Below are 26,589 nucleotides of genomic sequence, written 5' to 3' on the forward strand. Positions count from 1 at the left end.
CCCGACTCCCCGGGTTGATACATTTCGAGCGTGACCCGCCTGCGTCCGTGGCACTTCATCCTCGCGTTCGGAGTCGTGAGCCTGCTCGCCGACATGGTCTACGAGGGGGCGCGCAGCATCATCGGCCCCTATCTCGCGACCCTCGGTGCGTCCGCGCTGGTCGTCGGACTGGTCGCGGGCCTCGGCGAGTTCATCGGCTACGGCCTGCGGGTCGTCACCGGCTACGCGGTCGTGCGCACGAAGCACTACTGGACCTGGACGATCGTCGGCTACGCACTCACCGTCCTCAGCGTCCCCCTCATCGGCGTGACCGGCGCGCTCGCCCCCGCCCTGCTGCTGTACGCCACCGAGCGGCTCGGCAAGGCTGTCCGCTCCCCCGCGAAAGACACGCTGCTGTCGTACGCGTCGGCGACGACCGGCCGCGGAAGCGCATTCGGCGTGCACCAGGCACTCGACCAGACCGGTGCGGTGCTCGGCCCGCTGCTGCTCGCCGCCGTTCTCGGCTGGCGTGAGGGCGACTACGCCCTCGCCTTCGGTGTGCTCGCCGTCCCGGGCATTCTCGTGCTCGTCCTGCTGTTCTGGCTGCGCCACCGGGTGCCCGACCCGCTCTCGTACGAGGAGCCGGAGGGAGCAGCCGGCGAAGCCGAAGAGGTGGATGCCGGGCGCCCGGCATCGGCCTCCGTGAAAGCCCTGCCCCGGCTGCCGGCGCGATTCTGGGTGTACGCCGCGGCGATCGCCGTGCTGTCGTGCGGGGTCGCCTCGTTCCCGCTGCTCGCGTACCACGCACAGACCACGGGGCTGCTCACCGACGCCCAGGTACCGATCCTGTTCGCCGTGGCGATGCTCGTCGACGGCGCCGCAGGGCTGGTCATGGGGCGCGTATACGACCGGCTCGGCCCGTGGACGCTGCTGGCGGTTCCGGTCGCGGCCGCGGCATCCGTCATCGCGTTCACCGACGACGTCGTGCTGGTGTGGATCGGCGTCGCGATCTGGGGCGTCGTCAACGGCGTCCTCGACTCGACAGTCAAGGCCGTCGTCACCGCGCTCGTGCCCGCTCCGTCACGCGCCCCCGCATTCGGTTGGCTCGCGTTCGTGCGCGGAGCGGGACTGCTCATCGCGGGAGGAATCCTCGGCTTCGCCTACGACGTCAGCATGGCCGCCGTGATCGCCACGGTGCTCATCGCCAACGCGATCGGGCTCATGGTGCTGGTGATCGCGCTGCGGCGGCTCAGCCCGGCGCGGTCTCCGATCGGTTAGGAATGGGCGCGGCGCACAACGCTGCAAGCGCTCGTTGCACGTCGGCCCCGGAGATGCGCTCCTGCTCGATCCGACGGAAAGGCACCTTGCCTGCCGTCGCGACGCGTGCATACGCGTCGCGTTCGGCGCGGGTGAGCATGGCCAGTGCCTTCTTCGACGGATCGAGTGGATTGCCGTCCTTGTCGTGGTTCACACCCAGGGCTGCGTATTCGTCGAGCGCGACGGCATCCATCAGGAGTGACTCCACCTCGACCCCGCGTGCGCGCATCTCACGGCGAAACCCGTCAAGGATCTCGAAGCCGTCGACATCGATATCGCCCCAATAGACGACGCGTTCTGCGGAGGCGATCCAAGGGATATCCGGCAACGAAGCGGCTACAGCCTTCCCTTCGCCTTCGACGACGACGGCGGCTTCCAGCTCGGGGAACCACAGTCGCGGGTCGCGGTTCTCGACGACCAACACCACCCGAGGCTGGTACGCGAGCTCGTGAGCGTCCTCCGCTGTCCAGGCATCGTGACGTCGGGACCCCGTCGCACGGTACGCCGGGTCGAGATATGTGAGATGCACGACCGACAATCGCGGCCGCGTCTCGGCACGAACGTCCCGAGAGGTGAGTTCTCGCACCACAGCTGCGTGCGTGCCGAGCCATTTGGTGTCGACATCGGGTATCGGCAGTTGACGCATCGTCATCGCACTCAGGTCGGGGTTCGCGTGAAGCCACCGCACGGCGCTGATGGCCGCTTCTGCATCGCGGTCGCTCCCGCCGCACACCTTCTTGAGCGCGGCAGACGTAAACGTCGATCCCGCCTCACTGAGACGTGCCGCAATGCCCCGGGCACGTGTCACGCGGTCCCGAGGCGACGTGACACCGCTGTGCTCGAGCAGGTCGAGTGCGGCATCGACTGAATCAAGCGTGAGCATCGTCGGCACGTCGCGCGAGCGCCCAGCGGCCTGGCCGAACACCAGGTCCACGCCGCTGACCCTGCCAAGGTCGAAGCGGTCCCACGCGAGCTGCCAGTCCGTCCACGTCTCGGACGGAATCGAGCGGGCGTCCGGTGCCTTGGACGTGCCCGGGCGCAGCCTGCAGGCGATGAGCTCCGGAGCGTCCCGAAGCTCCGCGAGGACGAGCTTCGCGAGTTCGCGATCGATCTGCTCACCCACCCACGCGAGCGCGTCAGCCGGGTACACGAGCCTGGCGCTCATGAACTCTGCTCGCGCAGGCCCACCTTCGGCTTCGCCCACGAACGGCCGCGCGTGTCCTTGAGGATGTCGTACTCGACGTCCACGTGCGGCTCGATCGCGCTGTACTTGTCGTTCGGCGCGCCGATCACGAGCTGGAAGCCGAGGCCCCGCCAGGCGCCGATCGCCCGCTTCGTGAAGTGCGCGTCGGCCTTGATGAGTGCCTCGTCCATGAACACCGGGGCGTAACGCGGGCGCTCGGCGCCGGCATCCCCCAGCTGATAACGCAGTGCCGCCCCCACGATGAACGCGATGAGCTCCTGCGACTCGCCGCCGGACTTCTCGCCGATGTGGTCGTACAGCGCGATGTGCTGCTTCGAGGCGGCATCGACGCGCTCGGCGCTCACCCGCACGTGGTTGCGCACGTCGACGAGGTCGCCGAAGTCCGCAGCCGAGCGACGCATGCGGCCGATCAGCCGCGTCATGCGGCGGTACACCTGCTCGCGATCCTCATCGGAGGCAGCCGCGTCGATGAGCCCGCGCACCTCGCGCAGCTCGCGCCGGAACCGCTTGCGCGGCTCGGACTGGTTCTCACGCGTCGTGATCTGCAGCCGGTGGTCGTCGTCGTAGAACGGCAGGTCCTGCATGATCTCGTTGATCGGCTCGATGCGATCGCGGATCTCGCGCAGCGACCGGCTCAGCGTCGCGTCGAGGTTCGTGAGGTCGTTGCCCGACAGCTTCAGCAGGCTGTCGCGCCAGTCCGCCTCGAGCTCGTGCAGCCCGCTGGTCTGCAGGGCCTCGAGGATGCCCTCGAAGTCGTCGATCGACGCGTCGGGGTCAGGCAGCAGGTTCGGGTTCGGCCAGCGCTCCAAGAAGCCCGTCATGATGCGACGGACGCCTTCGCGCTGCTCGGCGTGCGCGGTCACCGCCGACGAGCGCTCCTCGTCCAGGCGCTGCGCGGCCGAGGCGAGCGCCGCGTCGAACCGCGTCAGCACGACCGACGGGCTCGCCGCCGCGGCGGCCTCGCGCAGGGTGAACCGCGTATCGAGGAACGCCCGCTGGTCGTCGTCGAGCGCACGGGCGTCGTCGTCGGCCGCGTCGATGATCGACTGCGTGGCGTCGACGTCGTCGGTCACGTCGCCCCAGCGCGCCTCGATCCGCTCGCGCTCGGCCTCGGTGCGCCCGATCTCCTCACGCAGAGTCGCCGCCTTGCCCTTGGCGGCGGCGATCTGGCCCTGCAGGCGCGCGATCTCGGGATTGGATGCCGTCACGTCATCCTGCACGGCGGTCCAGCGATCCCGCTCCGCCGTCACGGTGTCGAGGTCGAGCAGGTCCCAGGTCAGGTCGCCGATCTTCGCGTACACCGCAAGCCGCGCGTCGACGGCATCCAGCGCCTCCTCCGCGGTCTTCGCGGCCGTCGTCGCCCGCTCCACGCGGACCCGAGCGAGCTCCAGGCGGCCGGCCAGCACGTGCAGGCGGCGCTCGTTCGAGAAGCCCAGCACGTTGTCGCGGCCGTGGCCGCCGTGCGCACCCCGGTTGCCGTCCGACATCTGACCGGTGATCGTCAGTGCGCGCTTGTGCTTCGACAGCTCGCGCGGCGCGTCGACGCACACGAACCCGAAGTTGTCGTCGAGCCGGCCCTGCAGCCAGCCCGTGAACGGCGACGCCTGGTAGTCCAGGCGCCCGGGCAGCGTGTCGGCGTCGCGGCCGCCGCTCGCGTCGAGGCCGGTGTGCACGCCTTCGTAGCGCAGGCGCACCGGCGTGCGCACGCTGTCGATGGCGGCGCGGAACGCCGGCAGCTGCGCGACGTCGATCAGCAGCGTCGTCGCGAAGCCGCCGAGCGCGAGGTTGAACGCCTCGCGCCAGGGCTCGAACTCGGTGCGCACCTCGACGAGCTCGCCGACGAACGGCAGCTCGTCGGGCTCGAGCCCGGCAGCCTCGGCGAGGAGCTCGCGCGACTCGTGCAGTGCCCGCGGGATGTTGTCGCGGCGCCCCGCGGCTCGACGGATCTCGGCCTCGAGCTCGGTCACCTCGGCCTCGGCGGCCTTGAGCTCGAGCGCCGCGTCCGAGAACGCGTTGCGCGCGGTGCGCTTGGCGTCCGCGTCGGCGAGCCCCGCGCGCGCTTGGGCGACGAGGGCGTCGAAGTCCGCACGGGTCGACACCGTCGCATCCAGCGCATGCAGGTCCTCGTCGAAGCGGATGCGGTTCACCTGCACCGTCGACAGGCGCCGCTCGACTTCGCGCAGCTCGCGCTGCGCGGTCTCGAGTCGGTCGCCGCCCGACTGGCGCAGCACATCGGCCAGCCCGTCTCGCTCGATCTCGGCCGCGTCTGCGAGGGCGCGCTTCTCGCGCAGCGCCACGTCGGCCGCGTGCTTGCTGTCGCGCAGCTCGCCCTCGACCTCGCGCAGCAGCTCGAGGCGGCGGTGGGCACGCCACAGGCTCGCGAGCGAACCGGCGTCGGAGAAGTCGCCGATCTCGTCGATCAGCCGCACCCTCTCGCCGGCCGCGGCGATCTTCTCGCGCAGATCGTGCAGCGGCTCGAGCGTGCTCACCTGCTGCCGTGCCGTGAGCATGCGGGTGCGCGTGCCCTCGAGCTCGTCGAAATGCGCCACGACGGCATCCGCGGTGGTCATCGTCTCGGGCTCCTCGAGCACGAGGCGCTTGTACAGGTCGTCGACTGTCGTGATCTGCTGACCGGCCTGGATGCGGGCGAGCAGACTCATCGCCTTCGACCCGGCGCCGGCGGCGCCGATGCCGAGCACCGCGTGCAGGCGCGCCGAGAACTCGCGATCGGTGCTGTACGGGTCGAGCCCGACGGACCGCAGCGACGTATCGGTGAAGCGCTGGCCGACCGCACGCTCCAGCGAGCTCAGGTCGAACGCGGCGTCGGCCGTGGCCCTGACGCGCACGGTGTCTTCGAGCACGCGCGCCCCGGCGGGGATGTACCAGGCTCGCACCGCTGTGAACCGCGACCCGTCGTGGTCGAGCCACGTCATCGCCACCGCGGTCCAGGTGTCGACGCCGTCGCCGCGCAGCACGCGCATCTTGGTGCCGTCCTCGGTGCGCGACTCGTCGAGCTTGCCGCGGCCGTACGACAGGATGTTGCGCTGCTCGTCGCCGCGCGGGCGCCCGGTCACTCCCCCGTTCGAGGCGCCGTTGAACGGCGTCGTGTGAGGCATCATGAGCGCGATGTACGCATCCATGAGCGTGGACTTGCCCGACCCCGAGCCGCCGCACAGCAGCGTCGCGGTGGGCGAGAATCGCACGCGGTGCGCCCCGTCGTAGCCGCCCCAGTTGACCAGCTGCAGGTCTTCGGCCAGCCACTGCTGACCCCGCGATGCCGCCGGGATCAGCCCGAACAGCGTGTCGATCATCGTCACAGGGCGGCCCCTTCCAGTTCGGCGGTCTCCCGCTCGGGCTCCTCGGCGTCGGCGTCGGCGTCGGTCTCGGCGTCGGTGTCCGCATCCGTCTCGGCGTCTTCGAGCTCGGGAAGCGACTCCTGCCGCCGCAGCCAATCGCGCAGCTCGCGCAGCTTCTCGGCGCTCAGCACGATCTCGACCAGCGGGCTGATGCGGAACCGCCCCGCCGACTCCTCGTCGACGATGCCGTCGCGGTCGAGGCGCTCCATGGCCTTGCGGATCGCGCGCTGGCGACGTGCCGTGTCGCCGTCCGCCTCCGCGAAGTAGCTGAGCACGGTCTGCTCGACGTCTTCGATGTCGACGCGCGCCGACAGCTCGCCGGCCGCCGACTCCCGCTGGTACACGGTGCGCAGGTGCACGAGCACGAGCGTCTCGGCGCGCGAGTAGGGCGAGTCGCGCAGCAGGATCGGCACGTCGAACTCGTCGGAGCGCACCTGCTGCTTGTACGCCACACCGCGGTCGTGGTCGACCACCAGACGCACGAACAGGTCGTTCAGCCGCGCCTCGATCAGCTGCTGGTTGTCGAGCAGCACCTTCCAGGTGTCGCGGTGGCGGTCGGCCTGCACGAACCTTCGCTGCAGCACGTGGACGAGCACGCGCCGCACGTCGGCGTCGAGCACGCCGCGGTCGCCAGGGAACAGCTCGTCGGGATCGTCCTCCATCGAGACCGATTCGATGAACGGAGGGATGCCGGCGGCCTCGGCCGCGGCATCCCCCTCGATCTCGGGGGCCGTGTCGTCGGCGGGGTCAGTCATCATCGCTGCCTCTCGAGGTGCGGGCGGTCACGGCGCCGAACGCGAAGCGGCGGGTCGTGCCGTCGGGACGGAGGGCTTCGACCACCGAGACGGTGTCGCCCTCGCTCATGCCGTTGCGGTGGGCGATCTCGAGCAGGCCGAGCAGGTCCACGGGACGCCGGGTCTCGTCATCGGTGCCCTCGAAGGCGGCCGCCAGATCGAACTCGTCGCCGAGCCCGGCGACATACGCCTCGAGCTCGACGTACCTCGGCCCGCCCCAGGCGCGGGTGTCGGCATCCACGAACTCGGCGTCATCGACGCTCCCGGCCAGCGCCGCGGGCATGCCGGGCGGACGGATGTCGCTCACCGACTGGCGCAGGTGCCCGACGCCGGCCATCGGCAGGCTGCGCACCGGCTCGACAGCCGCCTCGGACGACGAGCTGCTGGTCCACGCCTGCAGGCCCGACATGACGTCGCGCAGCAGGTCGTCGACCTGGCGGTCGCGGACCGGGTCGTGGGTGCGCACCTGCCCGGTGATCACGTGAGACGCGCGGCGCTGCGCGGTGAGCACCTCGAGCACGCCCAGCTCGACGCGGCGGCCGATGGCGTCGAGCTCGGCACGCTGATCGGCATCCATGAGGCGCGTGAACGGCTGCGCCAGCACGGTGTGCAGCTGCTCGGTGAGGTCGTCGATGCGCTCCGGGTCGCCGAGCAGCCGCAGCGCGCCGGCGAACGCGCGACCCTCGGGCGTGGACTGCATGACGTGCTGCCCGCGCTCGAGGTACTCGCGCAGCACCTCGCCGGTGGGACGGACGTCGCGGCGGAGGTCCGCGACGACGTCGCGCTGCATGGCCTTGATGGACTCGGCCACGCGCGCGAAGTCGGCGGGCAGCTCGCGCGCCAGGTGCAGCACGTTCTCGGCCTCTTCGAGCAGCTGCTCGTCGTCGACGGGCGCGGTGCCGTCGGCCTGGATCCGCAGGATCTCGGCGTCCAGGGCGTCGCGCTCGGCGGTGAGGCGGGCGATGCGCGCCTGCGGGTCGGTCTCGGAATCCGCGGCCAGCCGCTCGACGGCCTCGAGCAGCGTGCGCACGCGCGAGTTCGACACGCGCGTGCGCCCGCCGCCGGTGCGACCGGTGATCTCCAGCGCGCTCACCGCGTGGGCGGTGAGGCGGTACACCTCGACGTCACCGTCGATCTGCGGCACCAGCCACCCCACCCGCACCCAGTGCCGGCAGATCTCGCGCGCCGTGCCCGAGGGCAGCGCACGCTCGTCCTCGTCGTAGCCGGCGGCCCGCAGCTCGTCGAGGATCTCGGCGATCTCGGCGTGCGCGTCGGCCACGGCGACCGCGGGGCGGTCCACCGTGAACACGACGGAGAGCGCGGCGACCACGAAGGGCGCATACCTGCGGTGGAGCAGGTCGAGAGTGGGGGTTCTGAACGCCGCCAGAGAGCGCAGGTACGCCGCCTCGGCACGCGTGTTCGTCATCGACTCCAGCGTATCGGGCGGCCGGGGGCGCGCCGTCACACGGTCAGTCCGCGCTGCGCGGCGCCACCCGCCACGGACGTGCCGTGACGCCGATCGCGTTCCACACGTTGATCGCGATGATCAGCGAGATCAGGGCGGCGGCCGCCTCCTCACCGAACGCGTCCACGACGTCGGTCACTGCACGCTCGGGAACGTGCGTCTCCGACAGCCGCGTGACCTCCTCGGTGAGGGCGAACGCCGCGTGCTCGGCGGCGGTGAACAGACCCGACTCACGCCACACCGCGACGGCGTCGACGCGTTGCGCGGCGACGCCGTGCGCGCGTGCCGCCCGCGAATGGGTGTCGACGCAGTACGCGCAGCCGTTGAGCTGCGATGCGCGCAGGCGCACGAGTTCCCGCAGCCCGGCGTCGATGCCGACGAGGTCGAGCTGAGCGGTCGCGGCGTCGTCGAGCTCGCTCACCGCCCGCGAGAACACGGGGGCGAGGGCCTCGAAGTCGAGGCGGCGGGCAACGGGGACGAGGGTGCTGGTCGCAATGGTCATACGTCCACGCTAGGCACGATCGCCCCAAGTGAAACGGACAATCGGATGCCGCAGACCTGGGCCAATCGAAGGATCAGCGTCCTTCCACCGCCGCTTCCAACGCCTCGACGAACAGCTCCAGCCCGCGCTCTGCGCGGGCTGGCGACGGTGCGCCGTAGCCCACGACGATGCCTGCGGGCGCCACCCCGTCACCCAGACGGAACTCCGCAAGTCCCTGGACGGCCACGCCGCGCCGGGCGGCGGCATCCACCACCGCCTCTTCACGGACATCGGCCGGCAGCCTCACCAGGCACTGCAGCCCCGCCGCGAGCCCGTGCAGCGACGCCGACGGCACGCGTTCGGCGAGCAGACCCTCGAGCAGCTCGCGGCGCGTCCGGAACTCCGCGCGCCGTCGCCGCACCGCGCGGTCGTACGCGAACGCGTCGATGAACCTTGCGAGGACGTGCTGGTGGATGCCGGCAGCCGCCGCTCCCCCGGCCTCGCGCTGCGAGAGGACCTCCGCCCGCCACGCGGGCGGCACAACGGCCCAGGCCAGACCCACCGCGGGCGCGAGCGCCTTGCTCGCGGTGCCGAGATACACGACCTGGTCCGGCGCGAGCGCCTGCAACGCGCCGATGCTGCGGCGGTCATAGCGGAACTCGCCGTCGTAGTCGTCCTCCAGCACGAGCGCGTCCGTGCGGCGCGCCCAGTCGACCACGGCGCGCCGACGGGCAGCCGACAGCGGCACGCCGGTGGGGAACTGATGGGCCGGCGTCAGCACGACGGCTGCGGCGTCCGCTCCCTCCAGCTGCTCGATCACGGCGCCGTCCGCGTCGACCGGCAGCGCCACCGCCTCCAGACCCGTCGCCGCGATGATGCGGCGATGACGTTCGTGGCCGTACTCCTCCACCGCGATGCGGCGGGCGCCGCGGCCACGCAGCGCACGGCACACGAGCGACAGCAGGTCCCCGAAGCCGGTGCCCACCACGACGTTGTCCGGGCCGACCGCGACGCCGCGGGTCCGCGCCAGGTACGTGGCAAGGCTCTGCCTCAGCGCGACGACACCGGCCGTCGGCGGATACGAGAACGCCGTCCCGGGCAGCTCGGCGAGAGTCTGCCGCGCCAGCGCGCTCCACGCCGAGAACGCGAAGTCGCTCGCGTCGACGAGCCCGCCACGCAGCTCGAACGGGGGCGCGGCGGCGGGACGGGTCCCGGCCTGCGACGCCGCCGCGGGGAACGCCGCGACCCACGTCCCGGCGCCGACCCGCGCCTCGAGCCAGCCCTCCGCAGCGAGGCGTGCGTAGACGTCGGCGACAGTGTTGCGCGCCACCCCGAGGTCCGCGGCGAGCGCTCGCGCGGCGGGCAGACGCGCGCCGACCGGCAGGGCGCCGGTCGACACGAGCGAGCGGATCGCGTCCTCCAGGGAGCGGGCCGGCCGCGTGCCCGACAGCGGCAGATGCAGGTCGAGCCCCGCGATGCTTCCCTCGCTCATGCCGCCATCCCACCACGGCGACCCGCTCTCGCCCGTCAGGCGGCGCTCACGCGGCGTCGGGCTGCTGCGCCCACAGGTCCGGACCGAAGACCTCGTAGTGGATGCGGTCGCTCGGGATGCCCCGTGCCATCAGTGTCGAGCGCGACGCACGCATGAACGGCAGCGGGCCGCACATGAACACCGTCGCCTCCGCGGGCAGGTCGACCTCGCCGAGGTCCATGAACCCCGGCAGCGCCGGGTGCAGCGTCGGCGCCGACTCGGCGTCGGCCTCGTACCAGTTCTGCGCCCGGGCGTCGTCCATCGCGAGCACCTGGCGGCGCAGCGACGCGTACAGGGCGTGCGTGTCGTGCGCGCGGTCGGCGTGGAAGAGCCGCACGGTGCGCTGAGGCTGCCGGCGCGACAGGTCTTCGAGGATCGCCGCGACCGGCGTGATGCCGATCCCTGCCGACACCAGCACGAGCGGCCGGTCGGTGTCGTCGAGGACGACGTCGCCCGCCGGCTGCGACACGTCGAGCACGGCACCCGGCTGCGCGTTCTCGTACAGCCACGTCGAGACCTGGCCGTCCGGAGCGCCGTGGACGCCGCGCACGCGCTTGACCGTCACCCGCAGCGCGTCGCCGCGAGGCCCCGACGAGATCGTGTACTGGCGCGGCTGACGAGACCCGTCGGGCAGGTCGACGGCGATCGCGACGTACTGACCGGTGCGGTGCGCCGGCACCTCGCCGGCGACCGGGGCGAGCACCAGCGAGAACGCGTCGCCGGACTCCTCGTGCCGTTCCACGACCCGGTACTGCCGCCACGGGTTCTCGGGGTCGGTGCCGCCCAGCGCGTACAGCTTCGCCTCCTCGGCGATGAGCGAGCACCCGAACAGCCAGTACACCTCGTCCCAGGCGGCCCGCACCTCGGGCGTGACGGCATCCCCCAGCACGGTGCCGACCGCGTCGAGCAGGTGGTGCCCGACGATCGTGTACTGCCGCGCGGTGATGCCCAGCGACACGTGCTTGTGGGCGATCCGCCGCATGACCGGCGTGAAGTCGGGCGCATCGGGGTCGATCAGCTGCACCGCGAAGGCGGCGACCGACGCCGCGAGCGCCTTCGGCTGCTCGCCCACGGCCTGGTTTGCGCGGTTGAAGACGCGCAGCAGCTCGGGGTGGGCGGCGAACATCGCCGGGTAGAAGACCTTGGTGATCTCTTCCGCGTGCGCGGCGACGACTCCCGCGGTGGCGCGGACGACGGCCTCGGACTCCGGTGACAGCTTCATGTTCTCCCTCTCGCGTTGCGTGGTGCGGACTGCTCCGACCCTGCTCCGAGGGCGTGATCGGCCGCGCGCGGTTCCACCGGTTTTATCCGGTCCGTCGCCGGACACGTCGCGTGGCGCCGGGGTTACTGTCGGAGCATGCCCCGCCGCGCGCACGACTATCGCGGACTGACGCAGCCGCGCCGCCTGCAGCTGCTGCGCGCGATCCAGCGGGCGCCCGGACGCCGGGCCGGCGAGCTGGCGTCGGAGTGCGGCATCCCGCTCAACACGGTCCGCGACCACCTGCGAGTGCTGGAGGACGAGGGCCTCATCCGCGGCGAGACGGTGCAGGTCGGCATGCGCGGCCGGCCACCCGTGGTGTTCCACCCGGTGCGCGAGGCGGCGCTGAGCCCGGCGGCGAGCGCCCGCGTCCACGGCGCCGACGAACGGGGACGGATGCTGCGTGCCGTGACACGTCCGCCGACCGCGGTGCGCGCCGCCGACACCGCCCTCGACGCCGATGCCGTGCGGCAGCTCGACGTGCTCTACGAGCACCTCGACGACGCGGGACTGGATCCCGCCGTGGACGAGGGGTCGCTGTCGTTCGATCTCGCGCCCTGCCGGTACCACGACATGATCGACGAGGACCGTGCTCTGGTGTGCCGCGTGCACGCGCGCCTCGTTCGGGACGTGCTGGCGCAGACCGACGGTCCGCTCGCCGTCGAGCGTCTCGAGCCGTTCGTGACCGCGCATCGCTGTCGCCTGCAGTTGATGCTTGTATCACGCAAGTCATCGCCTTAGATTGAGGGCATGCTCGGCAGGACGTACGATTCCCAGGTCTGCTCCATCTCGCGCACCCTCGAGGTGTTCGGCGAGCGCTGGACGTTCCTCATCCTGCGCAACGCGCTGTTCGCCGAGTCCACGCGATTCTCGGCGTTCCAGAAGAGCCTCGGCATCGCGACCAACGTGCTCGCGTCACGCCTGGACCACCTCGTCGAGGATGGCGTCCTGGAGCGCGTCACGAACGACTCCGGCGAGGGCGAGTACCGCCTGACCGAACGCGGCCGGGACCTCGCGCCCGCGCTCATCGCCCTCACCGAGTGGGGCGACCGCTGGGCCGCCCCCCACGGCGCCCCGATCCTCTATCGCCACGGGCAGGACGAGCACCCGGTGCGGATGCAGCTCGTGTGCGACATCTGCGGTCCTCTCGACGACGCGACCGAGGTCGAGGCCCTCCCCGGCCCCGGCATGCCCGAGGCGCTCGCCGCACGTGTGCTCGAGCGTCACCGCCTGCGGCACGCGGGCTGACCGGGCGCCATCACAGCTCGGCCGTCAGCCCGCCGTCGATCACGAAGTCCGCGCCCGTGATGTTCCCCGCGACCAGGTCGCTCGCCAGGAACGCCACGAGCGCCGCGACCTCCTCCGGCTTCGTGAATCGCCCGGTGACCATGGATGCCTCGGCGCCGCCGACCACGTCGGCCCGGTCCGCACCGCCCGCGGTGGACAGCGTCGCCGCCACGCCGCCCTCGCCCAGCCACAGGTCGGTGGCGACCGGACCGGGGCTGACGGTGTTCACGCGGATGCCGTCGGTGCCGACCTCCTTCGACAGCGACTTGGAGAAGCTCACGAGGGCGGCCTTCGCGGCGCTGTAGTCGATGACGAGCGGGTCGGGATGCCGGGCGTTCACGGACGCGACCGTCACGACGCTCGCTCGTCCGGCGTCGCGCAGCGCCGGCAGCGCGGCGCGCGTCATCCGGATCGCGGTCATCGCGTCGAGCTGGAACGTCTGCATCCACGCATCGTCCGTGACCGAGGTGAAGCCGCCCGGGCGCGGATGCACGCCGCCGACGTTGTTCACGAGGACGCGGAGGGAGCCGAGCTGCGCCGCCCGGGCGACGAGCGTCTCGGGGACGGCCGGATCGGTCAGATCGGCCGCGACGGCGCGCACGTCCGCCTCCTCCCCGAGCCGTTCCAGGGCGGGCGTGACCGTGCGCGACGCGGCGACGACGCGCACGCCCTCCGCGGCCAGGGTCCGCGTCACCGCCAGCCCGATCCCCCGGCCGGCCCCCGTGACGATCGCGACAGTGCCGCGCAGCGCGAGGTCCACGTCACAGCCCCTGGGCCGTCAGCCACTCCAGCACGGCGTCTGCGACGTCCTCCCAGCCCTGGTCGATCGTCAGAGAATGGCCGCGTCCCTCGAACTGCTTGAGCTCGGTGACCGCCATCGAGTCCCGGTACTGCTTGAGGGTAGAGCGCGTGACGACATCGGGAACGGTGTGGTCGGCCGTGCCCGAGATCAGCAGAAGCGGCCCGCGCGTCTCGCGCTTCGTGTCGACGGCCGCGGGCGAATGCATGACGAAGTTCGCGGCGGCGGCCTGGAACAGCGGCCGCGCCGGCGAGGGGATGGTCCACTGCTCGAACAGGGCGTCGGACTCCGCCTCGTCCACGGCGTTCCCGAACCCGTAGCGGAACTGCGCCGAGGTCAGCGCGACCGCGCGGTGCAGGTTCGCCGGGTTGCCGAGCGCGGGGAATCCCGCGCGCAGCTGCGCGAGGGGCAGGGGCAGCACGCCCTTGATCTGGGCCGGGTCGATCGCCACCGCGCCGGCGCCGAGACCTTCGCCCAGCAGCTTCTCGGCGATCAGGCCGCCGAACGAGTGGCCGACGATGACCGTGTCGTCGCCGAGATCCGTGACGAGGTCGGCGAAATGGCCCGCGGCCTCGTCGATGCCGATGTCGGCGACGGCCTCCGGGTTCGCGCGCGCCTCGGCCACGGTCGCCGGCTCGTTCGGCCACCCCGGCGCGACCGGCTCGTACCCCGCGGCGCGGAACTTCTCGACCCACGGCTCCCAGCTGGAGGCGTGCAGCCACAGACCGTGGATGAAGACGACGGGACGGGGGTTCTGGGCCATGGACCGTGCTCCTTGTGCTCGCGGACCAGATCAGCACACACCCGTGGTGGAGACGGCGTCCAGGACCTTTTCGAAGCGGATCGATAACCGCGCTTGCATCGATCGCCCGGGCGCGCCAATCTTCGTACGGGAGGACAGGTGGACCTCGATCTTCGACTCGTGCGGTATTTCGTCGTCGTCGCCGACGAACTGCACTTCGGGCGCGCGGCCGCGCGGCTGCACATCAGCCAACCCGCACTGTCGAAGCAGGTCCGACGGCTCGAGGGCGAGCTCGGATTCCGGCTGTTGACACGCGACAGCCGTCACGTCGCACTCACACCCGACGGCTCCCGGTTCCTACGCGAGGCGCGGGTGCTGATCGCACAGGCCGCGCGCATGATGCGCCCGGAGGACACCGGTCTCCGCGTCGCGCACATCTTCGACCTCGACACGAGCCGCCTCGTCGTCGACGCCTTCGCCGACCGGTACCCCGACGTCTCCGTCATCGCGAGCTCCATGGACAGCCAGCGCCAGCTCGACGCGCTCATGCACGGGCTGCTCGATGTCGCGATCCTCCGCGTCACCCCGAGCATGACCGCGGCGCACCCGCTCGGGTGGGTCCATCGCCCCCTGCGCCTGGAGCCGTTCTGGATCGTCGCACGGCCAGGCGACTCCGCCGCGGACCCGGTCTCGCTCCACGACCGCCCGCTCGAGGTCTTCGCCGACCCGCCCGGCTCGGCCCTGTTCAACGCCCACGGCGAGTACCTCGTGGCGCTCGAGACCCATGCCGACGTGGCCTTCCGGTGGCTGGGCAATCCCGGAACGTTCGATCACTGCCTGGCCAGACTGCGGCGCGCTCCCGACGACGCCTACCTGCTGGAGCTCGAGTCCTACGCCCTCCGGTACGGCCGCCTCGGTCTGCAGACGTATCGCCCATCAGATCTCCAGCCGTTCTACCCCTGGTCGATCGCCTGGCGCGACGAGCCCCTCGCCCCTGCCGTGACCGGCTTCATCGACGTCGCGATGGACGTCGCCGCGTCGCACGGGTGGCTCGAGGGCGACACCGGCGCGCCCGCGTGGCAGCCGGGCGCTCAGGTGAGTCTCGGAATCGCGATCGCTCAGGCCCGCAAGTCCGGCGGTTCCTCGGCCACGAGCCTCACCGGCGCAGTGCTGGCGGTCGACGGCGGGTGGACGGCGCACTGATGTCGCCGATGCGGAGAAGGACGGCGCGCCTCATCGTGATCCTCACCGGCGTCTTCGCGACGCTCGGAATCCTCGCGGCGCTCCTCGCCACCGGGGTCATCTGGCCGGGGCGGATCTTCGCCGCCGGCTACTCGGTGCGCGGAGTGGACATCTCGAGCTACCAGGGCGACGTCGACTGGTCCGTCCTCTCCTCCGAGGACATCGACTTCGCCTACATCAAAGCGACCGAGGGATCCTCATCGGTCGACTCGCAGTTCCTCCGCAACTGGGAGGGAGCAGCGCAGACCGATCTGCTGATCGGCGCCTACCACTTCGTGAGCTTCGACAGCAGCGGTGAGTCACAGGCCGCTCATGTCATCGACACGGTCCCCGATGGAGCCACGCTGCCGATCGCCCTGGATCTCGAGTACTACGGCGAGTACTTCCGGCACCCGCCGGCGAGCGAGGAGGTCGACGCGATCCTGGTGCCGCTGCTCGCGAAGCTCGAAGAGCACTACGGAGCACCGCCCGTCATCTACGCGACCCCCGAGGCCTATGACCGCTACCTGTCCGGGAGATACAAGGACTACCCGATCTGGATCCGGTCCATCGTCTTGCCCGCACGACTGGAAGACGGCCGTGAGTGGACTCTGTGGCAGTACTCCAACCGTGACCGCCTCGACGGATACGTCGGCGTCGAGCACTACATCGACATGAATGCCTTCAACGGCACACGAGAGCAGCTCGCGTCGCTCGCCGGGTGAACCGTGCCGTCATCGATGCCGGCGCTCCGGAGCGACCCGACGTCGGCCCACGAGAAGCACTCCGAGCCCCGAGGCGATCAGGAGGACAGCTGAGATCGCACCGCCTGCCACGATGCTCGGGTCCGTGCCGGTGGCCGGCAGTGTCGCCTGCGAGCCTTCTTCGCCGGCGATGGACAGATCCGCGTACACGGACCCGGTCGTCGCTCCACGCACCTCGATGCCGTGGTCGCCCGAACTGGTCCCGGCTGGAATCGTGACTGCCTCGCTCACACCGCCAGCGGCATCCGCAACGCCGACGAACAGTCGCACGGGTGTCGAGTGGAGCCATATCTCGATCGGTTCATCCGGGCTGAATCCCGTCGCGCTGACGGTGAGAAGACCACCCGCGATCGCGGTGTCGCCCGACAGCGAGAGGACGGGTGCTGCCGCAGGCGCCTCCGGTGTCGGTGTCGGCGTCGGCGTCGGCGTCGGTGGCGGTGTCGGCGCCACGGGGATCTCCGGCTCCGGAACGTCGACGGTCTGCACGATGGTCCGTGAAAGCCCGTCGGGTGGGTACGCCCACAGGACGAACTGATAGACACCGGGCGCGGGCACCGTGACCGTCGCGGATGTCACCACCGCGCCAGATGCGCCGGGGTCGAAGAGCTCGCTCCAGACGTACTCGTGCTCTCCCCCGCTCTCGGTCCTCACATCGAGCCTGACGGCCTCACCGCCTGCGATCCACGCCACGGTCACATCAAGCCCGTCCACGGACTCCACCGACAGCGCAGGCACGACGACTTGCGTGTCCAGCCGACGGGGCTCGCTATCGCTGTAGGAGACGAAGAGAGTGAACCAGTAGAGCCCGTATTCGGGCACCGTCACGGTCGTCGATGTCGCCCCCTCGTCGATCGGGACGTCGAAGGCATCCCCGTCCCCGTCCGAAGGCTCCACCGTCAGCACGACATCGGCATCCCCGACGTCCCACGTCACCGACACTTCCCGCCCATCGACCGACACGACCGAGAGCCTGGGATAGGCCTCCTCCGCGTGCGCCGCGGTCCCCCCTGCGGCAAGGATCAGTGAGGCGATCACCGCCGAGATGAAGGCGGCGAGAGACCGCAAGCGACTCTTCATCGAATCTCCCCAGGCCGATGAACGTGGTCCGGGCGTCTCGCCCGCGCACGTGTTCGTCACTTTAGGCGCGTGCTCCGGCGGGGGGCAACCGACAAAAGCGAAGAGGGCCGGCCTCGCGGCCGACCCTCTTCGAATCGTGTCGGGATGACAGGATTTGAACCTGCGACCCCTTGACCCCCAGTCAAGTGCGCTACCAAGCTGCGCCACATCCCGATATTCAATTCACGTGCCCGCACCTGCGCGCGGACAACTCCCCCATCCTACCCGGTCCGCAGAGGCCTCGCGAACACGGCGAACCCCGGGCGTGGCATCCCGTTCCCTTGTCGATGTCACCGGCCCGCAATAGCGTCGCATCATGCCCCGAATCACCATCGACCCCGCGACCGCAGACCGCTTCGACGACGCGCAGCACGCACTGAGCGGGGGCGGCGACGGGCACGGCTGCCAGTGCCAGTGGTGGACGATCACCAACGCGGAGTTCAACCGCACGACCCTCGACGAGCGCCGCGGACTGCTGCGCGACGAGATGGCCGCTGCTCTCCCGCCGGCGCTCATCGCGTACGTCGACGGCGAAGCGGCGGGATGGGTGCGTGTCGGTCCGCGCACACGCCAGGTGAGGCTGGCTCGCACGCGCAACTTCGCCGCATCCGAAGAGGACTGGGACGACGCCGACGTCTGGGCCGTGACGTGCTTCGTCGTCCGCAAGGAGCATCGCAATCGGGGACTCACCGCGAAGCTGCTCGACGCGGCGATCGACCACGCCCGCGCCGGCGGCGCGCGCGTCGTCGAGGCTTACCCGAGCGATCCGAATGCCGGCAAGAGGATCCCGGTGAACGATCTGTACCGCGGAGTGCTGTCGACGTTCGAGGCCGCCGGCTTCCGCGAAGTCGCGCGCCCGCGCCCCGGCCTCGCGATCGTGTCGCTCGAGCTGCGGAGCCGGGTGTAGCGCCCCTCCGAGACTCTCGGGATGGAAAATCGTTACACGCGGCGCACACCTCAACCCGGATTCATAAGCGATCGCTGCGGTACGACCCGCGGTGAATCGTTTGTGCCGACGTCGATCCCCGATTACGATCCGAAGATGGTAACTCTGCGGGATGTGGCATCCCACGCCGGGGTCTCGGTGTCTGTGGTCTCGCGGGTGCTCAACGCCGACGCCTCGGTCAGGATCCGCCCCGAGACTCGCCAGCGCATCCTCGACTCGGCCCAGCTGCTCCGGTACGCGCCCAACTCTGCGGCTCGCTCGCTGCGCCGCTCGCGCACGCATCTGCTGGCGTTCGTCGTGCCGGATGTCACCAACGCCACCTTCACCGATCTCGTGGCCGGCGTGGAGTCGCGCGCACTCGATCACGACTACTCCGTGGTGCTGGCATCGAGTCCGCGGATGCAGCCCGGAAGCGACGGGTTCATCCGGCTCCTGAGCGAACGACTGGTGGACGGGGTACTGCTCCAGAAGGGCGACCAGGCACCCCTCGAACTGGTCGCGCGAGCGCTCTCCCACCCCGAACGGACCGTCCTGATCAATTCCGGCCCCGTCGCCGGCGTCACCACGCTCGCCATCGATGACGTCGCCGCCGGTGCCCTCGCGACACGTCACCTGCTCGAACTCGGACACACCCGCATCGGCTACGTCGGCGGCGTCCCGACGTCCGATACCAGCGACCGACGGCGGGAGGGGATCGAGCAGGCACTCGCGGAATCGGGACTCACCCTCGCCCCCGAGGACACCACGGCGCTGGGATACACGTACCGATCGGCCCGCGATGCGGCGCGGCTGCTCCTCAGCCGCCGGCCCGCTCCCACGGCCGTCGTTGTCGGGAACGTGAACGCCGGGATCGGAGTGCTCACCGAGGCCGCCGAGATGGGGATCCGCGTTCCGCAGGAGCTGTCCGTCGTGGCGATCCACGACATCTGGCCGGCGATCACGTGTGCCCCGGCGCTGACGACAGTCCGCCTGCCGATGGCGAACCTCGGAGCGGCCGCCGTGGACGCGCTGCTCGCGGGGCTGGAGGCGTCGGCCGACGGCGCGAACGCGTTCCAGCCCGTGAGCAGAGTCATCGACGATCCTGCGCCCGAACTCATCCGGCGAGCGTCGACCGCGCCTCCGCCGGGTGCCTGAGCGATTCGACGATCCTCAGGCATCCGGGAGCGGGTGTCCTCCGACCTGACTCGCCTCATGCGCGGCCTCCAGCACGGCCATGGTGCGCAGCACATCGTCCACAGCGGTCGGCAGCGCGTCAGACTCGCCCGTGACGTATCGCTGCAGGGCTCCCATGGTGCCGATGAAGGCATCCGGGAACCATGTACCGTCCACCGTGAGCTCCTGCCAGCCGACACCGGTGCTCAGTTCGAGACGGTCAGGTCCGCCCCGCGGGTAGTCGAGCAGCAAGCCCAGCTGGGCGCGGATGGCGCCTGCCGTTCCCTGCCACAGCACGGTGGCCTCCTGGTGCTCGGGACCGAACGTGTGATCGTGGTTGGCGCTGATCGTGACCCGCAGCGGACGCCCGGCGTAATGGAGCAGGTAGGCGGTGCGGGTGCTGGTCAGCCGTGAGCCGGGATGCGCGACGGTGACGGCACTGACCCCCGTCGGATCGCCGACGAACGATCGGACCAGATCGACGTAGTGCACCGAGTGCATCGGCATCTCCATGCGCTCGAGCCCGAACACGCTGGGGAACAGCTCCCAGTGCGTCTCGACCCTCACCAGGATCTCGATGTCGACGAGCTCGCCGATGGCGCCTTCCGCGATCAGGGCGCGCGCGGCCGCCACCTGCGGCGCGAATCGAAGCTGGGTGTTCACCGCCGCAGTGAGCCGCTTGCGCCTCACGATCTCGTGCAGCGCGCGCGCCTGCGCATAGGTGTACCCCAACGGCTTCTGGAGTTGCACGGCCGCGCCGTCCGGCAGTGCCTCGAGGATCGACGCGAACGCGTCCGGCATCACCGCGACGTCGTACACCGCCGTCGTCCCATGGACCGACACCGCCTCCGACACATCCGTGCAGGCGATCGGCACCGCGAACGCGTTGGCGAGCGCGCGAGCCCGATCGCCGTCGAGGTCCACCACGGCGAGGACCGGCCATGCGGCCTTCCGGTAGGCCGGGAGGTGGGCGTCGCGGGCGATGCCGCCGGCACCGATCAGGATGATCGGCATCGGCGCGCTCGGCGGCCCTGCGAGGTAGGCGGGGTTCGGTCGGTGCTCGTGCATCATCAGACCACCAGTCCGTAGACGCGCGCGGCCGTCGCCCGGCGGAGGGCATGCGCCTGGTCCGGTTCGAGCGCATCCACCGCCGCCACGACGGCATCCAGTGTGGCCGCCCCCGTGCCCGAGACGGTACCCATCGGCCAGTCGCTGCCGAGCATCAGCCGGTCCGGCCCGAACACCTCCAGTGCCGCCGCCAGCACCATCTGCGCCTGATCCGCCGTCACCGCTGTTCCGATGCCGGCCGGGTCGGCCCGGTACAGGCCGGACACCTTGGCGACCACGTTCGACAGCGTCGCCGCATCGGCGACCTGATCGACCCACCGGCGATATTCACCGGGCAACCCGATCGGGGGGCTGCCCAGATGATCGAGCACCAGGGTCAGACCGGCATGGTCGCGGGCGAGCGTGACGAGGTTCTCCCGGTGCCGAGGGAGCACGGCGATGTAGTCCAGCGGAACACCGGCCGCTTCCAGCATCCCGAGACTGCGGCGCTGGTCGGGCCCGAGGATCCAGTCCGGATCGGAGCGATCGTGGGTGAGGTTGCGCACCCCCACGAATCCGGCGATCGCGGTCAGCGCGGGGAGCCGCTCGGCCACGATCGCCGGAGCCTCCAGCGGCAGGTAGCAGACCGCTCCCGCGACGCGCGCGTCGGCGGCGGCCAGTTCGAGCAGGTAGGCCGTCTCGTCGAGCGTCTCGTCGGCCTGCACCAGCACCGCGGCCTCGAATCCGTGGCCTGCCACCGCAGCAAGGCCCTGCTCCAGGAGGTGGTCACCGCGAAGGCGCTCCGGGGCGCCGTCGAGCCAGCGATAGCTCGAGCGGGCGCGATCCCAGACATGCAGATGGGTGTCGATCATTCGTGCGCTCCCCGCTTGTTGACGACATACAGGTGCACCAGCGACAGCACCGTCTCGCCGTGCTGATTGGTCACCGAGACGCGCTCGTCGACCCGTCCGAGCTCGGCGCGGCGAGGATGATCGGCGACCCCGACGACCTCTGCCTTCACGCGGATCGTGTCTCCGAGGAACACCGGCTTGATGAAGCGTATGCGGTCGTAGCCGTAGCTCATGGCCTGCGGATTGACATCGCCGGCGGTCATCCCGACGGCGATCGCGATGATCAGGGTGCCGTGCGCGATCCGTCCGCCCAGTCCCGCCTCGTGAACGCACCAGTGCTCATCCATGTGGTGGGGGAAGAAGTCGCCGGTCTGTCCCGCGTGGAGGACGACGTCGGCTTCCGTGATGGTCCGTCCCAGGGTATGCCGCACCTCCCCCGCGGTGAAGTCCTCGAAGTATCGATCAACGACCTGCATCCTGCGCTCCCAGCGACTCGAACATCCGATCCAGATCCGCCAGCACGTCGGCGGCCGGTTCGCGACTCACCAGACCGCGGTGCACGCGCTCGCACGCCGCATCCTGGACCGCCATGTAACCGGGATGCTGCGGCCGCAGGCTCGCCAGCTCCACCGTGCGACGGGTGCCCGCGAAGAATCCCCCGGTCAGCTCGTCGAGTCCGGCGTCCGCCCAGGCGGACACGTGGCCGGGCTGCCCGCCCGCGCGCGCATACACACCGCTCTGGACCTCGCTGGTGGCGACCCAGGTCGCGAAGGCGATCGCCTCGGTCCGGTGCGTGCCGCGCGCCGACACGGCCAGTCCGGCGCCGCCGAGCATGGACCCGCGGGGGCTCCCATCGATCTCGGGGATGTCCGTCCAACGCAGCACATGCTCGCGGAACCCCGCCCGGGCGTAGTTGCTGTAGCCGTACAGCAGCGGGGCGTAGGCCCATCGATCCGACGCCGCCAGCCGGTCGGAGGTCTGGATCGGATTCTCTCCGAGGCACTCGCGCGGAACGAGGTCGCGCAGCCGTCCGAGCAGGTGCCAGCCCTGGGCGAAGGCATCCGGATCGGCGAACCCGCGGCCACCGGCGTCGCCGCCCTGCAGCCCGGACGAGAGCGTGAAGACGGAGGCGAAGGCGTCGATCGGCTTCGCCGGCCACAGCACCGCGCCGTCGCGGGCGAGGTCCAGGACGTCCGGCCACGTGCGCGGCGGTTCCGCCAGCAGATCGGGACGGTACGCCGCGACCTGCGCCGCGGCATCGATGGCAAGCCCATAGCGGACGCCTCGCCACCGGTAGCTCTCGTCGGACCGCCCCACGTATTCGGCTGGTCCTTCGCCATCCGGCAGCGCTACGAGCAGCCCCGCCTGCGCGGCGTGCGGGATATGCGGGTGATCGATGACGAGCAGGTCGTACGCGCTCGCCAGCGCGTCGAGGTCCTGGTCGGCGAAGGCCTGCAGAGACCGGGCTTCCCACTCGACTTCCACGCCATGCCCCGCATCGGCGTAGGCACGAGACGCGGCGACGATGCTGTCGCGACCGCGCTCGTGATCCCACGTGATGCCTTTCAGCCGGATCGTCACGGCACCCTCCCGGCCACGGGCTCCCGATCGGGTGCGAGCTCGGCACGCACCTGATCGGTGTCGGCCCCGAGGACCGGACCCGCATCGGTCCCCCAGAGCCGCTCGCCGTCCACGCGTATCGGCAGCCGGGTCGTCGTCACCGTCGTCCGGACCCCGTCGCTCTCTTCGCGTCCCAGGGTCTGGACCATGTCGATCGCCCGGAACCCCTCGTGCTCGATCAGTTGGTCCATGGTCTGCAGCGGCGCACACCAGATGTCGGCGGCATCCAGCACGGCAAGCCAACTGGCGGTTGAGGCGCTTCTGAGACGGTCGGCGATCAGGGTCTCGATACGCCCGCGCTGCTCCCACCACGATTCGGGATCCGTCAGCGCGACGAGCTCGGGAAGCTGCAGCAGCTCACCGAGCAGCGGTACCGGATTCATGGCGATCGACAGGTACCCGTCCGCCGTCGGGTACACCCCGTACGGCGCGGGAAGGTAGGTGTGCGCGCTGTGCGGACCCCGCGGACGGGGCGCGTCGACCGCCGACGGAGCGGTGAGCCGCACCGACAGCATCTCGAACTGCAGATCGAGCATCGCCTCGAGCAGAGACGTCTGCACCTGCCCGCCGACACCCGTGCGCAGTCTGCGCACCAGCAGTGCCGTGATCCCGTGGGCGAGGTGGCAGGACGCCAGATGGTCGGCGATCGCGATGCCCACCGGACTCGGCTCCGGATCCGCCTGCAGCCAGGGCAGCGCCGCGATGGATTGGGCGAGCAGGTCCTGACCGGGTCGGTCCCGCCACGGGCCGACGTCACCGTACCCGGTGATCGAGCCGTACACGACCCCGGGGTTCACCGCCCGGACCGTCTCGTAGTCCATGCCGAGCCGCTCCATCACCCCGGGGCGGAAGTTCTCCACCACGACATCGGCCTGCTCGACGAGCCGGCGCACGAAGGCGAGGTCGTCGGGGTCCTTCAGATCGGCGGCCACGCTCTGCTTGCCGCGGTTCATCGCATGGAACGAGACGGTGTCGGCACCGGCGCGCGCACCCGCGAACGCGAGCCCGCGACCGATGTCGCCGATGACAGGACGCTCGATCTTGATCACGCGGGCGCCGAGGTCCGCCAGCCGCAGCGCGGCGACCGGACCGGCCAGGAACTGGCTGAAGTCGAGGACCAGGAAGCCGTCCAGCGGACGGAGAGGACCCTGCTGCGCGGTGGTCATGATGCGTGCTCCTGAGAGAAGTCGGCGATGGTGAGGTGCACCGGCTGACGGGATGTGAGGTCGACGTCCCGCTCCCGCGATCCGAGCACCACGCGTACCCGGTCGGCCCCGCCCGGCGCCGGCGTGATCGTCGCCTCTGTCAGCGCGCCGCCGCGCCAGCGCAGATCGACGAGGAGCCCGCCGCGTGCCCGGAGGCCGCGGACCTCTCCGTCCGGCAGCGCGGCCGGCAGGGCGGGGAGCAGGTCGAGGCGACCGGCATGCGACTGCAGCAGGCACTCGACGACGGCGGCGACCAGGCCGAGATTGCCGTCGATCTGGAACGGCGGATGCGCCGAGAACAGGTTGCGGTAGAGCCCGCCGCGCCATCGCCCGCCCGTCGGGCCGGGCTCGATCTCGATGTTCCGGCGGACGAAGAGATCCAGGAGCCGGCCCACGCCCTCGGGATCGCGCAGGCGCGCCCGCATCGCCGCCTTCCAGGCGAGCGACCAGCCGGTGCCCTCGTCTCCGCGAGCATCCAGGCTGCGAGCGGCTGCCGCAGCGATCCGGGGCGACAGCGGCGCATCGGTCGGATGCACACCCACGAGGTGCGCGATGTGGCGATGGCGGGGATCGGCCATCCGTTCGAGGTCGGCCCACTCCCGCAGCAGTCCGTCGCCGTCGACGCCGATCTCACGGATCCGCGGCAGCGCGGCGGCGGCCTCTGCACACACCTCTTCGGCCTCCGAGCGCAGGCTGTACTCGTCGGCGATCCGCACCAGCGAGGCGAGCAGGTGACGCGAGAGCTCCAGATCCATCGTGGAGTCGGCGGCCACCGCGGCGACACCGCCTCCGGGCACCACGAACCGGTTCTCGGGCGACGTGGACGGCGAGGTCCCCAAGGTGCCGTCGGCGCGGGGTTCGAGCCAGTCCAGAACGAACCTGGCGGCCCCGGCCAGCACCGGGAAGAACCGGCGCGCGGCAGCCTCGTCGCGCGTGAAGGCGAGCCTGTCGATGAGGTGGGAGCTTAGCCAGACACCGGCGAACGGCCAGAACGCCCAGGCGGGGTCGTGCGTCCCGTCCCCCATCGGCTCGGCGAACGCCCAGACGTCGCTGGCGTGGTGGGCCACCCAGCCCGACGAGCCGTAGATCCGCTCGGCAGGCTCCCTGCCGGTGATCGCCAGCGCCTCGACGAGGCCGAACAGGGGCTCGGCGCACTCCGCCAGACCGGTGGTCTCGGTGAGCCAGTAGTTCATCTCGAGGTTGATGTTCATCGTGAAGTTCGAACTCCACGGCGGCTGCAGCTGCTGATTCCAGATGCCCTGCAGATTCGCCGGCGTGCCTCCGGGCCGCGAACTCGAGATCAGCAGGTATCGGCCGTAATTGAAGAGGACGGCGAGCAGTTCCGGCGACGTCGCGATCCCCGCCGCCGCGGCATCGACGAGGGCATCCGTACCATCCGGGTCATCGCCGGCACGCGCTGCCGATCCCCCGGGCACACCGAGCCGCAGCTCTGCGCGGTCGTACAGCTCACGGTGTGCAGCGACGTGATCGTCGTGCAGCGTGTCGAGCCCGGTCGCGGCGGCGCTCCGGCACAGTCGTCGCGCGCGGGCCAGGGCATCGGCGGCATCCGGCTCGGGGTCCATGCCGAGCCTGGTGAAGGTCGTCTGCACGGCGAGGATCAGGGTCGTGTCGCCCTCGATCTCCAGGACGACTCCGGCCGGAGTCGATCGAGCCTGTACGCCACCCCCGATCGCGCGCATGACGACCGCCGCCTGCACGCCGCAGGGCTCCTCGGCCCATCGCACCGGATCGGCCTCGCGCTGGTAGGCCGGGATGACGTCATCGGGAGCCCGCAGCACCGCCCAGGCCTCGTCGCCGTCCGACCCGGCCGACTCGAGCCGCAGCGGCGAATCGAGGGTGAACGACACCGGTCGTCCTGATCCCGCGACCTCGATCACGAGAACCTGATGCGGATCGCTCACGAACGCGCGCTGGCCGATCCCGGGGCTCCGCGTCCAGGCGACCGCAGTGCGCAGATCGAGTCCGCGCGAGTACCCCGCGGGAGGCTCGGCCGCGTGCCCGACCGCACCGGCTGCCGTGTCGTTCTCGGGGATGACCTCGGCCTGCCCGGCAGGCTCGTGCGGTACTCCCCCCACCCTCCGGCGCAGCCGGGCGAGCGGCTGGAAGGACTGCGGGTGGGAGTGCTGCAGGGCTCGGATCGCCTCGTCGGCCGTCACGTAGTCACCCGCGGCCACCGCGGCGCGGGCGGCCGACAGAGCGCCGCGCGCCGTGCCGGCGCTCACCGGGTGCGGATCAGCGCGTCGACCCGGTCCGGACCAGACGGATCCCTCGCTGAGCCAGATGAGTTCGTCCCCGATGCCCCCGTAGACCATGGCGCCGAGGCGTCCATTGCCCAGCGGCATCGCCTCGACCCATTCGGCTGCCGGGTCGCCGAACTCGAGCCGGTGCAACTCTGACAACATTCCCACCTCAGACAATCGTTTTACTGGTGGA

23 protein-coding genes and 1 tRNA gene are annotated in these 26,589 nt (G+C 71.0%); 7 read left to right on the top strand and 17 right to left on the bottom strand.

What is annotated here, in order from left to right; translation table 11 throughout:
• Positions 1-30 precede the first annotated feature (30 nt).
• Positions 31-1,257, top strand: coding sequence for an MFS transporter (locus tag ABEA46_RS19945; protein WP_345547165.1), 1,227 nt, complete (start codon positions 31-33; stop codon positions 1,255-1,257).
• On the opposite strand, the gene ABEA46_RS19950 is transcribed toward ABEA46_RS19945, so the two are convergent.
• The 7 genes from ABEA46_RS19950 to ABEA46_RS19980 form a co-directional block, all read right to left on the bottom strand.
• Positions 1,229-2,461, bottom strand: coding sequence for a Wadjet anti-phage system protein JetD domain-containing protein (locus ABEA46_RS19950; protein ID WP_345547167.1), 1,233 nt, complete (start codon positions 2,459-2,461; stop codon positions 1,229-1,231). The genes ABEA46_RS19945 and ABEA46_RS19950 overlap by 29 nt on opposite strands.
• Complete coding sequence (locus ABEA46_RS19955) at positions 2,458-5,817, bottom strand: ATP-binding protein (protein WP_345547169.1); 3,360 nt, start codon at positions 5,815-5,817, stop codon at positions 2,458-2,460. Before ABEA46_RS19955 ends, ABEA46_RS19950 begins: the two co-directional genes overlap by 4 nt.
• Positions 5,814-6,611 carry a DUF4194 domain-containing protein gene (locus ABEA46_RS19960; RefSeq protein ID WP_345547171.1) on the bottom strand — a complete coding sequence of 266 codons (798 nt, stop codon included), beginning with the start codon at positions 6,609-6,611 and terminating at the stop codon, positions 5,814-5,816. Before ABEA46_RS19960 ends, ABEA46_RS19955 begins: the two co-directional genes overlap by 4 nt.
• Positions 6,604-8,076: a DUF3375 domain-containing protein gene (locus ABEA46_RS19965; protein ID WP_345547172.1), complete on the bottom strand. Its 1,473-nt coding sequence runs from the start codon at positions 8,074-8,076 to the stop codon at positions 6,604-6,606. The genes ABEA46_RS19960 and ABEA46_RS19965 overlap by 8 nt, the downstream gene beginning before the upstream one ends.
• 43 nt (positions 8,077-8,119) lie before the next feature.
• A complete protein-coding gene (locus ABEA46_RS19970) occupies positions 8,120-8,617 on the bottom strand; it encodes a carboxymuconolactone decarboxylase family protein (RefSeq protein ID WP_345547174.1) in 498 nt (165 codons plus the stop codon).
• A gap of 73 nt (positions 8,618-8,690) precedes the next feature.
• Entirely contained in the window at positions 8,691-10,088 is a 1,398-nt protein-coding gene (gene pdxR / locus ABEA46_RS19975; protein ID WP_345547176.1) for a MocR-like pyridoxine biosynthesis transcription factor PdxR, read from the bottom strand.
• Positions 10,089-10,134: 46 nt separating this feature from the next.
• Positions 10,135-11,349, bottom strand: a complete 1,215-nt coding sequence (locus ABEA46_RS19980; protein WP_345547178.1) for a globin domain-containing protein — start codon at positions 11,347-11,349, stop codon at positions 10,135-10,137.
• Between the two features lie 135 nt (positions 11,350-11,484).
• On the opposite strand from ABEA46_RS19980, the gene ABEA46_RS19985 reads away from it, so the two are divergent.
• The gene (locus ABEA46_RS19985) at positions 11,485-12,126 is read left to right on the top strand and encodes a helix-turn-helix domain-containing protein (RefSeq protein ID WP_345547180.1); all 642 of its coding nucleotides are present in this window, start codon (positions 11,485-11,487) and stop codon (positions 12,124-12,126) included.
• A gap of 9 nt (positions 12,127-12,135) precedes the next feature.
• Positions 12,136-12,633 (top strand): winged helix-turn-helix transcriptional regulator, encoded by a 498-nt coding sequence (locus ABEA46_RS19990; RefSeq protein ID WP_345547182.1) that lies wholly within the window; start codon positions 12,136-12,138, stop codon positions 12,631-12,633.
• A 10-nt stretch (positions 12,634-12,643) separates the two neighbouring features.
• Here the strand turns inward: ABEA46_RS19990 and ABEA46_RS19995 are convergent, their stop codons facing one another.
• Both ABEA46_RS19995 and ABEA46_RS20000 read right to left on the bottom strand, forming a co-directional pair.
• Positions 12,644-13,432 carry an SDR family NAD(P)-dependent oxidoreductase gene (locus tag ABEA46_RS19995; protein WP_345547184.1) on the bottom strand — a complete coding sequence of 263 codons (789 nt, stop codon included), beginning with the start codon at positions 13,430-13,432 and terminating at the stop codon, positions 12,644-12,646.
• 1 nt (position 13,433) lies between these two features.
• Positions 13,434-14,234 carry an alpha/beta hydrolase gene (locus ABEA46_RS20000; RefSeq protein WP_345547186.1) on the bottom strand — a complete coding sequence of 267 codons (801 nt, stop codon included), beginning with the start codon at positions 14,232-14,234 and terminating at the stop codon, positions 13,434-13,436.
• Between the two features lie 138 nt (positions 14,235-14,372).
• Between ABEA46_RS20000 and ABEA46_RS20005 the strand changes: the two genes are divergently transcribed.
• Both ABEA46_RS20005 and ABEA46_RS20010 read left to right on the top strand, forming a co-directional pair.
• Positions 14,373-15,416, top strand: coding sequence for a LysR family transcriptional regulator (locus ABEA46_RS20005; RefSeq protein WP_345547188.1), 1,044 nt, complete (start codon positions 14,373-14,375; stop codon positions 15,414-15,416).
• Between the two features lie 8 nt (positions 15,417-15,424).
• Positions 15,425-16,159: a GH25 family lysozyme gene (locus ABEA46_RS20010; protein WP_345547190.1), complete on the top strand. Its 735-nt coding sequence runs from the start codon at positions 15,425-15,427 to the stop codon at positions 16,157-16,159.
• A gap of 9 nt (positions 16,160-16,168) precedes the next feature.
• Here ABEA46_RS20010 and ABEA46_RS20015 read toward each other — a convergent pair whose 3' ends face one another.
• Entirely contained in the window at positions 16,169-17,233 is a 1,065-nt protein-coding gene (locus ABEA46_RS20015; RefSeq protein WP_345547192.1) for a hypothetical protein, read from the bottom strand.
• A 181-nt stretch (positions 17,234-17,414) separates the two neighbouring features.
• Positions 17,415-17,488: transfer RNA gene (locus ABEA46_RS20020), tRNA-Pro, on the bottom strand.
• A 142-nt stretch (positions 17,489-17,630) separates the two neighbouring features.
• Here ABEA46_RS20020 and ABEA46_RS20025 point away from each other — a divergent pair.
• On the top strand, positions 17,631-18,221 hold the full coding sequence (locus ABEA46_RS20025; protein ID WP_345547194.1) for a GNAT family N-acetyltransferase: 591 nt from the start codon (positions 17,631-17,633) through the stop codon (positions 18,219-18,221).
• A 135-nt stretch (positions 18,222-18,356) separates the two neighbouring features.
• On the top strand, positions 18,357-19,394 hold the full coding sequence (locus ABEA46_RS20030; protein ID WP_345547196.1) for a LacI family DNA-binding transcriptional regulator: 1,038 nt from the start codon (positions 18,357-18,359) through the stop codon (positions 19,392-19,394).
• Between the two features lie 15 nt (positions 19,395-19,409).
• Here the strand turns inward: ABEA46_RS20030 and ABEA46_RS20035 are convergent, their stop codons facing one another.
• Genes ABEA46_RS20035 through ABEA46_RS20060 form a run of 6 tightly spaced genes read right to left on the bottom strand, consistent with a single transcriptional unit; the run spans position 19,410 to position 26,555 of the window.
• Positions 19,410-20,483 (bottom strand): Gfo/Idh/MocA family protein, encoded by a 1,074-nt coding sequence (locus ABEA46_RS20035; protein WP_345547198.1) that lies wholly within the window; start codon positions 20,481-20,483, stop codon positions 19,410-19,412.
• Positions 20,483-21,331, bottom strand: coding sequence for an amidohydrolase family protein (locus ABEA46_RS20040; RefSeq protein WP_345547200.1), 849 nt, complete (start codon positions 21,329-21,331; stop codon positions 20,483-20,485). Before ABEA46_RS20040 ends, ABEA46_RS20035 begins: the two co-directional genes overlap by 1 nt.
• A complete protein-coding gene (locus ABEA46_RS20045; RefSeq protein ID WP_345547201.1) occupies positions 21,328-21,786 on the bottom strand; it encodes a MaoC family dehydratase in 459 nt (152 codons plus the stop codon). The genes ABEA46_RS20040 and ABEA46_RS20045 overlap by 4 nt, the downstream gene beginning before the upstream one ends.
• Positions 21,773-22,891, bottom strand: coding sequence for an extracellular solute-binding protein (locus ABEA46_RS20050; protein WP_345547202.1), 1,119 nt, complete (start codon positions 22,889-22,891; stop codon positions 21,773-21,775). Before ABEA46_RS20050 ends, ABEA46_RS20045 begins: the two co-directional genes overlap by 14 nt.
• Positions 22,888-24,096, bottom strand: coding sequence for a CaiB/BaiF CoA transferase family protein (locus ABEA46_RS20055; RefSeq protein WP_345547203.1), 1,209 nt, complete (start codon positions 24,094-24,096; stop codon positions 22,888-22,890). Before ABEA46_RS20055 ends, ABEA46_RS20050 begins: the two co-directional genes overlap by 4 nt.
• Complete coding sequence (locus tag ABEA46_RS20060; protein ID WP_345547205.1) at positions 24,093-26,555, bottom strand: glycosyl hydrolase family 95 catalytic domain-containing protein; 2,463 nt, start codon at positions 26,553-26,555, stop codon at positions 24,093-24,095. The genes ABEA46_RS20055 and ABEA46_RS20060 overlap by 4 nt, the downstream gene beginning before the upstream one ends.
• Positions 26,556-26,589 lie beyond the last annotated feature (34 nt).

It is taken from the genome of Microbacterium jejuense (assembly GCF_039544225.1).
GTDB lineage: Bacteria > Actinomycetota > Actinomycetes > Actinomycetales > Microbacteriaceae > Microbacterium > Microbacterium jejuense.